The organism is Pseudaminobacter soli (ex Li et al. 2025) (assembly GCF_003012705.1).
Lineage (GTDB): Bacteria > Pseudomonadota > Alphaproteobacteria > Rhizobiales > Rhizobiaceae > Pseudaminobacter > Pseudaminobacter soli.
This window is the reverse complement of the sequence record NZ_PXYL01000015.1, coordinates 46,454-60,591: the sequence shown is the minus strand read 5'-3', so window position 1 is coordinate 60,591 and position 14,138 is coordinate 46,454. Positions and strand designations below refer to the sequence as shown.

Genomic DNA, 14,138 nt, shown 5'->3' with positions numbered 1-14,138 from the left:
TTTGCCATGAGTTCGAACTTCACCGGAAAAACTGTCGCCGTCACCGGAGCCTCCGGCGGCATTGGGCAGGCGCTCTGCCGCTTCCTTGGCTCGCGAGGCGCGGCGGTTGCCGCGCTCGATCGCAGCGAAGCCGTCCTTGGCTTGGCAGAGCAGCTGAACAAGGAAGGCATAGCCGCGAAGGGCGCGGTCGCGGATGTCGCAAATGCCGAGGCGATCGCCGCCGCATTCGCGGATTTTGGTGCCGTCCATGTCCTTGTCAACAATGCCGGCTTCTCGAGCCAGGGCACGCTTGCGGTCACCGATCCGGAAGGCTGGCGAGCCCATATCGATGGCAATCTCAACGGCGCCTACAATTGCGTCCACGCGGTGCTGCCGCAAATGGTTGCCCGCAAGGGTGGTTCCATTGTCATGGTCGGTTCGGTCAACGGCCTCGGGGCGCTCGGCGACCCGGCCTACAGCGCGGCGAAAGCCGGCCTGATTTCACTGACCCGGGCGGTCGCGCTCGAATACGGCCGCTATGGCATCCGGGCAAATATCGTCCTACCGGGAACGGTGCGCACACCGATCTGGAGCGAGCGTATCCGCAAGGATCCGAACGTGCTGAAGCGCCTGGAGCGCTGGTATCCGCTCGGCCATGTCGCAGAACCGGAAGATGTGGCCGAGGCAATCGCATTTCTCGCGTCCGACGCGGCACGGGCAATCACCGGAGCCGCCCTTCCCGTCGATTGCGGACTGACCGCCGGCAACATCGTCATGGCGCGCGAACTGACACTCGAAGACTTTTAGGGGGAATTATGGAACGGCTTCGTATTGGTATCATTGGGCTGGGGTGGTTTGGCGAAATTCACGCCGAGACGATCATGGGCGTGCCAAATCTCGAACTGGCTGCGCTGTGCACACGTTCGCCCGGACGGCTGGCCGAGCTAGGCAACAAGTTCAACGTGAAGAAGACCTTCACGGACTACAACGAAATGCTCGCCGATCCCGACATCGATGCCGTGTCCATCTGCACCATGTGGGACCAGCACACAGAACCGGCGATTGCAGCTCTCAGGGCAGGTAAACACGTCTTCCTTGAGAAGCCGATTGCTTCAACTGTGGCCGACGCACGCAAAATTCTCGCTGCCGCCAAGGAGACCAGGGGAATCCTGTTCATCGGCCATATAGTGCGTTTCAACCCGCGTTACCGGATGGCAAAGCAGGCGATCGACGAGGGGCGCATCGGCAGGATCGTCGCGCTGTCCTCGCGCCGCAACATTCCCGCATCCTGGACGCCCACGATCCTGAACAAGATCGGCCCGATCGTCGGCGACGCCATCCACGACACCGACATCATGCTCTGGTTCACCGGTGATCGCGTGGTTTCCGCTTATGCCCAGACCACCGATGTGCGTGGGCTGAAGCACCCCGACATAGGGCAGACCATGTATCGGTTTGCCGGCGGAGCCACCGCGACTCTGGAGACGGTCTGGTGTATGCCGGAAAAGACGCCGTTCGACATCGACGAGCGCATGTCGATCATCGGCACCGAGGGCATCATCCACGTCCAAGATACGTTCCCGAATCTCGGCATCGTCGACAACACGCGCCTGCATAGCCCGGATACCACCTACTGGCCGGTGTTCGATGGTGTCCGTGGCGGCGCACTTCGCGACGAGTTCTCCTATTTTGCCAATTGCGCGCTGAAGGGCGAAACGCCGACGCTCGGGACGCCGGAGGATGCCACGGCGGCCCTCGAGGCGACTATCGCGGCCGAGGAATCGGCGCGAACCGGCAATGTTATCAAGATCGGCTAGGAGGGGTCCGATGAGCAAGCTGCGCGTACTTGTTGTAGGATTGGGTAACATGGGCATGAGCCACGCGCTCGCCTACACCCGGATTGATGGTTTCGAGGTCGTTGGCGTCTGCACGCGGCATATCGGCCAGGTCGACATGCCTGATGCTCTCAAAGGCGCGCAGCGCTTCGGCGATTTTGCCACGGCGCTTGCCGAACTGAAGCCGGATGTCGTATCCATCAATACACTTCCCGACACCCATGGGTCCTATGCCATCGCAGCGATGGAGGCTGGCGCACACGTCTTTGTCGAAAAGCCGATGGCGCTGACTGTCGGCGACGCCGAGGACGTGGTGAAGGTTGCAAGGCGCACCGGCCGCAAGCTGGTGATAGGCTACATCCTGCGCCAGCACCCAAGCTGGGTTAAGTTCATCGAAATCGCTCGCGAGCTCGGTACCCCGCTGGTCTTCCGCATGAATCTCAACCAGCAGTCCAATGGCGAGACCTGGGCCTGGCACAAGCGCCTGATGGATTCGTTCCCGCCCATCGTCGATTGCGGCGTCCACTATGTCGACATCATGTGCCAGATGACCGATGCCAAGCCGGTCAAGGTCCATGCGGTCGGGGCCAAGCTGACCGACGAGGTCGCCAAGAACAACTACGGCATGCTGCAGGTGCAATTCGATGACGGCTCCGTCGGCTGGTATGAAGCCGGCTGGGGCCCAATGGTTTCGGATACTGCCTTCTTCGTGAAGGACGTCTTCGGACCCAAGGGGTCCGTCTCCATCGTCATGGCGGAAGCGGCCGGGAGCGTGAAGTCTGACGACATCAATGCCCACACCAAGACCAACCAGATACTGCGCCACCATACGGACATGTCGAAGCCGGACGAACGCATCGACATGTCCAATGAGCCGGGCCATGACGATTTGTGCGAGCGTGAACAGCGCTATCTGCTGAAGGCTATCCGCGAGGACCTCGACCTGGCGCAGCACATGGAGGACGGCGTCAACAGCCTGCGCATCGTGCTCGCGGCAGATGAATCGATCCACACGGGCCAGGTCGTCAGATTGTAGCGCTCGGCGCCCGCTGGCGTTCCCTAAGCGCGCACAAGGTGCTGCCTCGCACGCACCTTTGCGACATGGACTATTTTGACGGAAACCAGCTGCAATGGAAGCAGAATGCGATGACTGACCTCGATCGAAAGGTCGTTCTTGTTACCGCCGCGGGCACGCCAGAGAAATTGCCGATCTCGCCGTCTATGTGGCCGGCGCCACCTACACCACCGGCCAAGCCGTCAGCATCGACGGCGGCTGGTCGATCTGAGAGGAAATTCCATGAAATTCGTGCGTTACGGCAAGGCAGGCGCCGAGAAGCCCGGCCTCATCGGTCCTGACGGCAAGATCCGCGACCTCTCGGGCCATGTGGCCGACCTTTCCGGCGCGGTGCTGACCACTTCCTCACTGCAGGAACTCGGCAAATTGCCCGACCTGCCGACGGTCAAGGGCAATCCGCGCCTTGGCCCCTGCGTCGCCGGCACCGGCAAGTTCATCTGTATCGGCCTGAACTATTCGGACCATGCCGAAGAGACCGGCGCGACAGTGCCGCCGGAGCCGATCGCCTTCATGAAGGCGACCTCGGCCATCGTCGGTCCGAATGACGACGTCCTGATCCCCCGCGACTCGCAGAAGACCGACTGGGAAGTCGAGCTCGGGATCGTCATCGGCAAGAAGGCGAAATATGTCCCGGAAGCTGAGGCTCTCGACTATGTCGCTGGCTGGTGCGTCTGCCATGACGTCTCCGAACGCGCCTTTCAGACCGAGCGCTCCGGCCAGTGGACGAAGGGCAAGAGTTGCGACACCTTCGGCCCAACGGGTCCGTGGCTGGTGACCAAGGATGAGATCAAGGACGTGCTGAGCCTGAAGATGTGGCTATCGGTCAACGGCCAGACCATGCAGGATGGCACCACCGCCACCATGGTCTTCAAGCCGGCCTTCCTGGTCTCCTACTTGTCCCAGTTCATGACCCTGCATCCTGGCGACATCATCTCCACCGGCACGCCACCCGGCGTCGGCATGGGGATGAAGCCGCCGCGCTTCCTGAAGGATGGCGATGTTGTCGAACTCGGAATCGAGGGGCTCGGCCAGCAGAAGCAGACGTTCAGGCAGGACGCATGACTGCTGACTCCCGGTTGGTCGCTGACATCGGGCAAGACCAAACCCACTACCCGCTGCTGAGGCGGACAACGGTTAGTGCTGCTGGCGAAAGGACCGCTTCCAGTTCTAGAACGGCGCGGTGGCGCCGATATCGTTCTCTATTGCGTCAAGGGCGGCGGCTCGGTTACGAGGTTGGCGTCGCGTTAACTGGTCGCAGTCGTGCCGAGCATTTTTGTACCGAGTTTCAGGCAGCTATCGACCAAGCGATTTCGCGCCAGGTAGTGATGGCATGAGCTCGAAGCTGGCGGTGATCAGCGGTGGCGAGATGTCTGCGATGAAGGTCGAAAAGATTGGCGATCTGACCGTGGGCGGAAACGAAACGTTGGCATTGCCGCGCCGATTTGAACCGCATCATGCGCCGTTCTCGACGGCTCAGAGGAAGTTGAGAGTTCTCGGCGCGGTTGTTGAGCCCCTTATGCGAGCGATGCTCAACGCCCGGCATCAACTCAGCTTTTGCAGCCGAGTAAGACCGCAGCATGTCCGTGACCATGACGCTCGGCGCGGCACCTCGGCCCTTGAGCAGCTTGCGCATCAGCCGAAGAGCCGCCTTCCTATCTCTGCGGCCTTGCAGCAGACTATCGAGAACGGGCCGTCGGCATCGACAGAGCGCCACAGCCAATATTTCCTGCCTCTGATCGACACGAACATCTCATCGAGGTGCCATTATTTCGGCGGCCTCAATACATCCATAGAATCCGGTTTACGGTGCCTAGTAATCGCAGCGGTAAATGCCCCGTTCATCTGATAGCTACGTCCAGGATATGTGTACGATGGAGCAAAGAATGACTATCAGAACCAGCCACAGTTCCTCCGGGAATGTAAGGGTAGCTTGACTGATTTCCCCAATACGCAGGGACTGCATGGAGCATATGAAACGGGCGCGGCTGGTCACCGCACCCGTGAAAATTGCGGCGAACCGGGTCAGTTTGGCTTCGAAGGTTCGGCCGAGGGCTGCGACTGCAAAGCCAGTTGCTCCACGTCGGGGGCTTCTTCCTCTTCATCGATTTCCTCGGCGATCACCTCCTCGGGCCTTGCGGTAACAAGGTCCTTCAGGGAACCGCCGGCACCGGCGATGCCCGCCTCAGCCAAAAGCGCGTCGATGAGCGGCTTGTTGCCGGTGAAACGCAGCAACTGGTCGGCCAGGTCGCCGGGGCCCGAGCGGCCACCCGCGTCTGCCGAGCGGCCGCCGGTGAAGCCGGCCGTGTCGAAGACGCGGATGCTGTCGATGCGGCTGGCGGGCTCCATCAGGGCTTTCAGCGCCTCCGGCAGCATGGTGATGCGGGCCTGGGTGAGCTCCAGCTGGATCATCTTGTCCGACAGCGTGTTGCGTGCCTCGTTGCGGGCGCGGATGTTGGCGGCATCGGCCTCGCCCTCGGCGACCAGGCCCTCGGCGCGGACCTTCATGGCTTCGGCATGTGCACGCGCCTCGACCAGTACGGCCGCGGCGCGATCTTCCGCCGCTGCCTTTTCGGCACTGGCGCCAACGGTGACCGAAACCGCCTCGGACTCGGCCGCCTCCTGAGCCTGTAGAACCGCAATCTGGCGATTACGGTCGGCGATTTCGCGGTCGCGGGCGGTCTGCACCTTTTCCTGCGCGGCCACGCTCAGCGCCTCGGCCTCGCGGGCCTTCGCCTCGGCGCGGGACGTCTCCTCGCTCTTCTTGGCAATCGCGACCGCCATGTTCTGGCGGCTCAGCTCCACGTCGCGCTCGGAGTTGATACGGGCCTCTTCCTTGGCGCGGGACGCCTCGGCGGCGTGCTCGGCGATCTCCCGCTCGCGCTCGATCTGCGCCGACTGCTCGGCCAGCTTGGCGGTTTCCTCGGCCTTGGCCATCTCGGATCGGGTCGCGGCCTGCTTGGAGGCGATGTCGCGTTCCTGCTCGAGACGAGCCTCCTCCTCCTGACGCTTGAGCGCGAATTTCTCGCGCGAGGCGTTGAGGTCCTGCTCGGCAATCGCGACCTCGGTCAGCCGCGTGATCTCGTTGCGCTCCTTGCGGCGCTGCTCGGTGATGCTGGTGAGCTTGGCGAGGCCCACGGCGTCGAAGGCATTGGTCTCATTGAAGAACTCGCGCGGCGTCTGGTCGAGCCCGGTGAGGCTGACCGATTCCAGTTCCAAACCGTTGGAGCGCAGGTCCGTCTCGACGGCATCCTGCACCGCCTTGACGAAGTCCGAGCGGTTCTCGTGCAACTGGTCGAGCGTGTTGCGCGCGGCGACCGAGCGCAGCGCGTCGACCAGCTTGGCCTCGACGAGATCCTGAATCGCCTTGGGGTCGTTGACCCGGTCGCCAAGGGTTTGCGCGGCAAGGCCGATACCATCATCCGTGCCGTCGACACGGACGTAGAATTCGGCGCGAATGTCGACGCGCATGCGGTCGGACGTGATGAACGCGTCCTCGCGCCGGCGGTCCACCACGAGCTTGACGGTGTTGAGCTTCACCTTGGCCAGCGCGTGGACGATGGGGAGGATGATGGCGCCCCCATCCTTGACGACGCGGCGGCCACCAACGCCGGTGCGCACGAAGGCCTCGTCGCGCTCGGCGCGTTGGTAGAGCCGGCCAAAGATGAAGCCGATGACGGCGATCGTGAAGATGACGATGCCCGCCCAGATCAGAAATTGTATAATGCTGTCCATGTCCCACTCCTTGTTTCGAATGATTTGGGTCGTCGGTGCGGGGTCCTCCCCGACCTAGCCCTCCTCTTCGAATGGCATGACGAGATAGATGCGGCCCGGCTGAGGAGCTGCCTCGACGACCACCACCTCGGCGCCCTTGTCGATCCGCCCACCGGCGTCCGCCGGCCGCGCCCGGATGGTGTGCAGTTCACCGTGTTCGTCACGGACTCGCACGCTGCCGGGCGGTCCGTCGTCCAGCGGCCCGAGCGTGACAACGCCGCGCCGGCCGATGAGCTGTTCGTGGTTGACGGCGTAGCTCTCATCTTGCGGCAGCACACGCGCGATCCAGCCGCCGACATATTGGGTGACCAGCACGCTCGCCGGCGCCGCTGCAATCGCATAGCTCCAGATCGGAAGGCTAGGCAGGAGCTGGAACAGCGCGATGCCGGCCGCGCCGAAGACCACCAGCAGCAGCATGGCGAGGACGGAGAACGGCACGCGGCCGAAGTTCAGCCAGTCAAAGACCTCGCCGAGATGCGAGCCTTCGAACATGTCGGCCACGCCGCCGCCCGCGCCGTGCCCCACCTGGGCCGCGCCGACGATGAAGAGGACGATCTGCAGAACGCCCAGCAGCAGGCCTGCCAACAACGGATAGAGGTAGAGAGCCGGGGCACCGAGAAAGCCCGTCATCCATCACTCCTTGCCCTTGAGTTCATTGCGCAGGGCCGCCAGCCGGTCTTCGATGCGCCGGCGGCGGCCGAACTCCTCGAGTTCGGCGAGATGGGTCTCGCGCGCCTTGCCGGCAGGCAGGTCCGTGAGACGTTCGACACTGGCCAGGGCGGCAGCGATCCGGTCTTCCGGCGCCGGGTGGCGAATGGCCAGCCCCTCCTGGCCGGCCTTATTCTCGCGAGCCCGGCGAGCGATTTTCACCCGCTCCTCGGCATCGCGCCGGGCGGCGGCGGCCGCGCTCAGCGCGCCGCGCGCCTCGTCGATGCGCACATCGACGTCATGGATGAGCTTGTCGATCGAGGCGACCTGCGCGTCGATGTCATCCTGCCGGCCAATGCCGGCACGGGCTAGGTCCTCGCGGTCTTCCTGCAGGGCGATGCGGATATTCTGATCGAGCCCGTCGCGTTCGGCGGTGAGATCGTTCCTCTGTAGCGTATAGCGCTTGCGCTCTGCCATCAGCGCGGCGAGACCGGATTTCAGCTCGTCCGCCGCCCTGTCGATCTCGCGGATCGCCTGTTCGGCCACGGCCTCTGGCGCCTTGCGCTCCAGCCCGTCGATGACGGTCGTGACCAGCCCGGCGGCGAGGCGCGAAACGCGCCCGGAAATGGATTCGCTCTGCATGCCTTTGATCTCCCTCTGCTGCATGTCCCGCGACAGCGGGACGGTGAGTGAATAACTGCCGTTCTCCCGAATGAGGTAGGACAGCTGGCGTTTCTCGTGGCTCTCGCTGTAACCGGTGGCCAGGAAGCCGGCGAACACGCGCCCCTCGATCGTGGCGACGGACACCTTGTCCACGCCCTTGAACGACATGAGCTTGTCGTCCAGCGGAAGCCGGTCGGCGGACCACGTGCCCGCCGCGTATTCACGGATACCATTGGTGACCAGCCTGGCAGGTAAGCCGGTCCCGCCGCGGATCGGCTCGTAGGCCAGCCGCTGAAGTTCGAAGGTGTTGGTCCGCTTCTCTGTCTTCGTCCGATCGAGGATCGCGTGCATCTCTGCATAGGCGGCGAAAGTGGCCGCGATGTCGCGCCGGCCTACATCGTCCAAGATCAGTTTGTAGTGCGCAGTCTTCACGCAAATTCCTCTACGCAATCACTTAATCGGTGATTTAAGTATTTTCAAGCCCAATCACTCTCATGGTGATTGTGGATTTCTTGGAGTTACTGGTGCGCCCGAAGTGGTTCGAATGGCTGTAAGTCTGTAGGCGCGTTGCGAGCAAGTAAACCGGGGAAATTTGGAGCGATCTCGTATCAAACTGCTATCCAACCGGAAGATCGGCCTATTCGCGGCTCGCTTCGGGCCCGCAGGGAGGGCTCAGTTTTGCGCAGAATGTTACCTATTTTGCAGGCAGAGCAACTTTTCACGCCGTTGTTTCAGGAAACTGTGATTTTCGGCACGCCCGTTGATAGTGGGGACTTGGACGCCTCGCACCGGCCAAGATATGGAGAGCTATGCGCGGAAGTTATTGTCGGCGTAAAGGGTTGGGACGGCGTATTGTCAACAACGCCGGCCGGGGGGCTAAAGTGAAAACAGTAGATGATTGGGCTTAGCATAGGCTCGGGTGCGAGCGAGACATTCGGCCGTCTTGACGCTGTTTCTCTCTACCGCTCTGACCTCATGTCACCGCTCCTTTCCGTGGCAGGCATGCCGATTAGAAATGAATAACGATACACGACGTCATTGACGTATCGGGGAGTCGGCTGGTTAGAGCAGCCATAGTGTGGGCATAGGGACACATTCACATTGTTGTTGCTTGTGGCGGGAATTCTTCGCCGGTTTGCGGGTAAGCATACCAAATATCGTGCGGTCGGGACTGAGTGCGCCTGTTCGTGTTGGCGCGAAGTCACCTGCCGCCTCATGCGGCTTGGCCTTCTCGTCGGCGGCTTGCTGTTCGGTATGGCCGCCGCGGCGAACGCTGCTTGTGACGCGACCGCCACATCAGGCTTCTTTGGAACGGTTACGTTCACCAGTGTCGGCGATACGATCAGGCTTTGTGTGACCGACAAAGCTGTCCAGTGGGGGCTTTACGGCGTGCAGGGGGCTAACACGCTGAGCCTTCCAATGTCCGGCCAGTCTATGGTCGTAACCGACTCTTACCTAGCGCAGACGTCGAAGGCCGCCTACACGATCACGCCGATACCGAACGACGGCCCCGTGCTCGAAGGGTTCCCGGAATACGACATCAAGCTTCTCTCGATGCCGTCGGCGTCAGCATCCGATACGATCCAGCTCTGGTACTCGTTGGGTTGCTCGGTTGGCAATGGTTGCAATGGCTCACCGGCAAACACCGCCTTCACCATCACCGTTAATCTGCCTGTGCCGACGGTGACGTCGATCTCGCCGACTTCCGGGCCAGCGACGGGCGGGACGGTGGTGACGATCACCGGCACGAATTTCACGGGCGCCACTGCCGTGAAATTCGGCGCGACGAATGCCACCAGCTATACCGTCAATTCGTCGACCCAGATCACGGCGACTGCGCCGGCGGGCAGCGTGGGCACGGTGGACGTTACCGTCACTACTGCCGGTGGCACATCGGCGACTTCGGCTTGGGATCGGTTCAGTTATCTCGTCGCGCCGGTTGTGACCTCCATTTCGCCGCAAGCGGGACCGGCCGAGGGCGGGACCTCGGTGATAATCACCGGCACGAATTTCACGAGCGCCACAACCGTGAAATTCGGCACGACGAATGCCGCCGGCTATGCCTTCAATTCGTCGACCCAGATCACGGCGACTGCGCCGGCTGGCACCGGGACGATTGACGTCACCGTCACCACCGCCGGTGGCACATCGGCGACCTCGGCAGCGGATCAGTTCACCTATATCGCTAACCCGACCGCGACGACGGCAATCGCCGCCACGTCGCTCACGCAGGGACGCGCCGTTACCGCGTTCATGCCTGTCACGGGGTCGGGCGGCATCGCACCCCTTAGCTACAGCGTCGCGCCAAGTTTGCCAGCCGGCCTGAGCATGGGGGGCACTGGTGTCATCACGGGAACACCGACTGTTGCCCAGACAGCGTCCAGTTTCACCGTGACCGTGACCGATGCCAATAGCGCCACTGCGACCGCGAATTTCAGCCTGACGGTCAATCCGGCGGTCACGGCTGCGCAAGCCATCGCTTCGGTCACGCTGACGCAGAACAAGGCGGTGTCGTCGTTCGCGCCGGTCATCGGTGGCGGCGGCACTGCTGCATTGGCCTATTCCATCTCACCGTCGCTACCGGCTGGCTTGAGCTTAGATACGGGCAATGGAACGGTTTCGGGCACGCCGACCGCAGCCAGCGTCGCGGCGGCTTACACTGTCACGGTAACCGATACGAACGGCGCGACTGCGAGCAACACCTTCAGCTTGGCGGTCAACCCCGCCGTGAGAGCCACGCAAGCCATCGCCTCGGTCGCATTGACACAGAACAAGGCGGCGACCTCGTTCACGCCTGTGACTGGCGGTGGCGGAACCGCGCCGCTTTCATACAGCGTGTCGCCGTCGCTGCCGACTGGCTTGAGCTTCGACACGGTCAACGGAACCGTTTCTGGTACTCCAAGTGCCGCCTCCGACGCGGCGATCTACACGGTCACGGCGACCGACACCAACAGTGCGACGGCGACAGCCACGTTCAGCCTAACGGTTAACGCCGCCGTCACGGCGACCCAATCCGTGTCGTCGGCAACCCTGACAGCCAACCACACGACGTCGGCATTTACGCCGGTGACAGGTTCAGGCGGCACAGGTGCGCTGTCCTACGTGGTGTCGCCCTCGCTACCTGCTGGCTTGAGCTTCAATGTGAGCAATGGAACGGTCTCGGGTAGGCCGATCGCGAGTGTTGGTGCGAGCGTCTTCACCGTGACCATTTCCGACACCAACGGCGCCAGCGCCACAGCGACCTTCAATCTTGCGGTCAACGGCCCTCTTGCCGCGACGCAGACCATGGCTTCGACGATGTTGACAGCCGACCACGCGGCGACACCGTTTACCCCGGTCACCGGCGGCGGCGGAACCGCGCCGCTTTCATACAGCGTGTCGCCGTCGCTACCCGCCGGGATGAGCTTCGATGCGGTCAGCGGTGTTGTTTCAGGTGTTCCGAGTGGGGCCTCCGTCGCGGCGATCCACACGGTCACGGTGACCGACGCCAACAGCGCGACGGCGACAGCCACGTTCAGCCTGACGGTGAACGCCGCCGTCACCGTGACCACGATGGTTTCGGCGACGACGTTGACCGCCAACCATGCCGCAACCGCCTTCACGCCGGTCAAGGGCTCGGGCGGCACAGGAATACTGTCATACACGGTGTCGCCATCGCTGCCGGCTGGGCTGTCGTTCGATACGTCGACCGGCCAAGTCACTGGTACGCCGACCGTCACGCTAACAGGAACGACCTTTACCGTAACGGTAACCGACGGTAATGGTGCCACTGCCAGCACGAGTTTCGCCCTGGTAGTGAACGGAGCGCTGAGCGCAACCCAGAGCGTGGCTTCCACGACGTTGACGGCCGACCACGCCGCCGCGGCATTCACTCCGGTTACAGGTGGAGGCGGGACCGGAACGCTCTCTTACGGCATCGCACCGTCGCTGCCTGCGGGACTGTCTTTCAATGCGAGCACGGGCGAAGTCTCCGGCTTGCCGACAGCGACGCTGCCAGCCACTGACTTCACGGTTACGGTAACGGACATCAACGACGCCACAGCGAGCGCAACCTTCAGCCTGACGGTCAATGGGGCGGTAACCGCTACGCAAACCGCCTCTTCGACCACACTGACGCTCGGCCATGCCGCAACCGCCTTCACGCCGGTCACCGGTTCCGGTGGCAGGGGACCCTTGACCTACAATATCTCGCCGTCGCTTCCCGCCGGGCTATCGTTCAGTACCTCGACCGGCCAGATCACTGGTGTGCCGACCGCCACGCTGACGGAAACGACCTTCACCGTGACGATAATCGACGTCAATAACGCCAGCGCGAGCAACAGCTTCATGCTGACGGTTGATCTGCCAACGCTGACCTTCATGCCGGCAAGCCTTCCCAACGCCATCGTGGGCAACACCTATAGTCAGATGATTGTCGCAGCGGAGGGAACCGCGCCCTACAGCTACGCCGTCACCGGAGGGGCGCTTCCGGATGGGCTGTCTTTCGACGGGTCGACCGGCAAGCTCAGCGGCACGCCGAATGGGGCGGGATCGAGCAATTTTACGATCACCGCCACAGACGCTAATTCCGCGACAGGTTCGATCACCTACAGCCTGACCGTTTCCGGTCCGGGGATCACGGTCGTCTCCACCACCGGCACCGTCGTTACCGGCACCTCGGCAACAGTCGATCTGACACAAGGTGCCACAGGTGGTCCGTTCACCGGCGCTCGGCTGATATCGCTTTCGCCGTCTTCCGCCGGAACTGCGACTATTACTCTAGGCGATACGGCTGCAGTCTCTGAGATGGTCGTCGCCGAAATAGTTGAGGCGGGGCATTACAAGCTGAAATTCACCGCCGCCCCCGATTTTACAGGTACTGCGGTCGCCACATTCACGCTTAGCAATTCCTACGGCTCCTCACCAGCTGGAACGGTGACGTTCATTGTGACGCCGCGCAAGGACCCTTCCAAGGACGCGGACGTGACCGGGTTGGTGAATGCCCAGACAGAGGCCGCCAAGCGGTTCGCCGCGACGCAGATGTCCAACTTCAACGACCACCTGGAACAGCTTCACGGCGGAGACTGCCTGCAAAACCAATGGGGATTGGCGATCAGCGACAGCCGACACGCGTCCCAAGACCGGCAGGACGACACTGCGGGCCAGATTTCCGCCGTTGCAAGCGAGAATCCGCAGGCGCGTAAGGGTAAAGCCAAGTCGGACCAAACAGCCAGAGCCGGTGACAGCAGCTCTGACCGGTGCTCACCGTTTGGGGACGGCGCCGCTGCCGTCTGGACAGGGGGCTTCGTCAATTTCGGATCAATGGACTTCGGAGCATCGGGTCAAAAGTTCGACTACACCACGGTCGGCGTCAGCGCGGGCATTGACTATCGTTTCAGCCAGTCCTTCACCGCCGGCATTGGCTTCGGCTATGGTAGCGATCGGGGCCGGATAGGCGATAGTGGAACGCAGACCGATGCCAGTGCATACAGCGTCGCACTTTACGGCAGCTACCACCCAACGCCACAGATTTTCGTCGATGGCTTGGTCGGATACGGTGAACTGAACTTCGATTCCCGACGGTTTGCGACCGACGTCGAAAGCTTCGCCTATGGATCGCGTGACGGTCATCAGTATTTCGGCTCGCTGACAGCCGGTTATGAATACATCAACGATGGCTTGCTGATCTCGCCTTACGGGCGCTTCACTGCCTCCCGATCGGTGCTGGATCCTTTCACGGAGAATGGAGCGGGTTGGGCTGATCTGCGCTATGGATCGCAATCGATCGACACGTTTACGGGGTTCCTCGGTCTAAGGCTCGCCTATAAGATCGACACGGACTGGGGCAGCCTGGAGCCTCACGCCCGAGTTGAATACGGTCACGATTTTGCTGGGAACAGTGCGGTGACTCTGGGCTACGCGGACATACCTTCGACAAGCTACGACCTGAAGACTCTTGGCACCGGAAGTGATTTTGCAACTTTCAGCCTGGGGACGGACATCAAAGTTGGCCCAGATCTTACGGTAGGGGCCGAATATGGGACGTCAGTCGGGCAAAACGGGATGCAGCCGCATCAAATCCGTCTCAGGATTAGCGAACGTTTCTAAGGGGCAGAGTTTGATGCCGGAGAGTGAACAGGGCGGCGCAAAGGTCGGAGTTGGGCCAGCTTCTGAGCTTACCTGAATGT

At 62.2% G+C, this 14,138-nt stretch carries 8 protein-coding genes and 2 pseudogenes; 6 read left to right on the top strand and 4 right to left on the bottom strand.

The annotated features are described in order from the left end of the window. Positions 1 to 6: 6 nt before the first annotated feature. The 5 genes and pseudogenes from C7I85_RS23020 to C7I85_RS23000 all read left to right on the top strand — a co-directional run bounded on the left by C7I85_RS23020 (position 7) and on the right by C7I85_RS23000 (position 3,951). On the top strand, positions 7 to 786 hold the full coding sequence (locus tag C7I85_RS23020) for an SDR family oxidoreductase (protein ID WP_106726412.1): 780 nt from the start codon (positions 7 to 9) through the stop codon (positions 784 to 786). An 8-nt stretch (positions 787 to 794) separates the two neighbouring features. Beyond that, complete coding sequence (locus C7I85_RS23015; protein WP_106726362.1) at positions 795 to 1,796, top strand: Gfo/Idh/MocA family protein; 1,002 nt, start codon at positions 795 to 797, stop codon at positions 1,794 to 1,796. 10 nt (positions 1,797 to 1,806) lie between these two features. Next, a complete protein-coding gene (locus C7I85_RS23010; protein WP_106726361.1) occupies positions 1,807 to 2,850 on the top strand; it encodes a Gfo/Idh/MocA family protein in 1,044 nt (347 codons plus the stop codon). Positions 2,851 to 2,995: 145 nt separating this feature from the next. Beyond that, a pseudogene (locus C7I85_RS23005) lies at positions 2,996 to 3,100 on the top strand (SDR family oxidoreductase); the annotation flags it as partial. Positions 3,101 to 3,111: 11 nt separating this feature from the next. After that, on the top strand, positions 3,112 to 3,951 hold the full coding sequence (locus tag C7I85_RS23000; protein WP_106726360.1) for a fumarylacetoacetate hydrolase family protein: 840 nt from the start codon (positions 3,112 to 3,114) through the stop codon (positions 3,949 to 3,951). Positions 3,952 to 4,174: 223 nt separating this feature from the next. Here C7I85_RS23000 and C7I85_RS22995 read toward each other — a convergent pair. The 4 genes and pseudogenes from C7I85_RS22995 to C7I85_RS22980 form a co-directional block, all read right to left on the bottom strand. Continuing rightward, positions 4,175 to 4,653, bottom strand: a pseudogene (locus C7I85_RS22995) (IS6 family transposase); the annotation flags it as partial. A gap of 258 nt (positions 4,654 to 4,911) precedes the next feature. After that, entirely contained in the window at positions 4,912 to 6,621 is a 1,710-nt protein-coding gene (locus C7I85_RS22990) for a flotillin family protein (protein ID WP_106726359.1), read from the bottom strand. Positions 6,622 to 6,675: 54 nt separating this feature from the next. After that, positions 6,676 to 7,290, bottom strand: coding sequence for an OB-fold-containig protein (locus C7I85_RS22985; protein ID WP_106726358.1), 615 nt, complete (start codon positions 7,288 to 7,290; stop codon positions 6,676 to 6,678). Between the two features lie 3 nt (positions 7,291 to 7,293). Next, positions 7,294 to 8,403 carry a PspA/IM30 family protein gene (locus C7I85_RS22980; protein WP_106726357.1) on the bottom strand — a complete coding sequence of 370 codons (1,110 nt, stop codon included), beginning with the start codon at positions 8,401 to 8,403 and terminating at the stop codon, positions 7,294 to 7,296. 669 nt (positions 8,404 to 9,072) lie between these two features. Between C7I85_RS22980 and C7I85_RS22975 the strand changes: the two genes are divergently transcribed. Beyond that, the gene (locus C7I85_RS22975) at positions 9,073 to 14,058 is read left to right on the top strand and encodes a putative Ig domain-containing protein (protein ID WP_146148926.1); all 4,986 of its coding nucleotides are present in this window, start codon (positions 9,073 to 9,075) and stop codon (positions 14,056 to 14,058) included. Positions 14,059 to 14,138: the final 80 nt, after the last annotated feature.

What these genes read in the sequence shown, in the direction of transcription:
- C7I85_RS22990 (WP_106726359.1), bottom strand. Translation starts at nt 6,621, where the DNA reads ATGGACAGCATTATACAATTTCTGATCTGGGCGGGCATCGTCATCTTC.
- C7I85_RS23020 (WP_106726412.1), top strand. Translation starts at nt 7, where the DNA reads ATGAGTTCGAACTTCACCGGAAAAACTGTCGCCGTCACCGGAGCCTCC.
- C7I85_RS23015 (WP_106726362.1), top strand. Translation starts at nt 795, where the DNA reads ATGGAACGGCTTCGTATTGGTATCATTGGGCTGGGGTGGTTTGGCGAA.
- C7I85_RS23000 (WP_106726360.1), top strand. Translation starts at nt 3,112, where the DNA reads ATGAAATTCGTGCGTTACGGCAAGGCAGGCGCCGAGAAGCCCGGCCTC.
- C7I85_RS23010 (WP_106726361.1), top strand. Translation starts at nt 1,807, where the DNA reads ATGAGCAAGCTGCGCGTACTTGTTGTAGGATTGGGTAACATGGGCATG.
- C7I85_RS22985 (WP_106726358.1), bottom strand. Translation starts at nt 7,290, where the DNA reads ATGACGGGCTTTCTCGGTGCCCCGGCTCTCTACCTCTATCCGTTGTTG.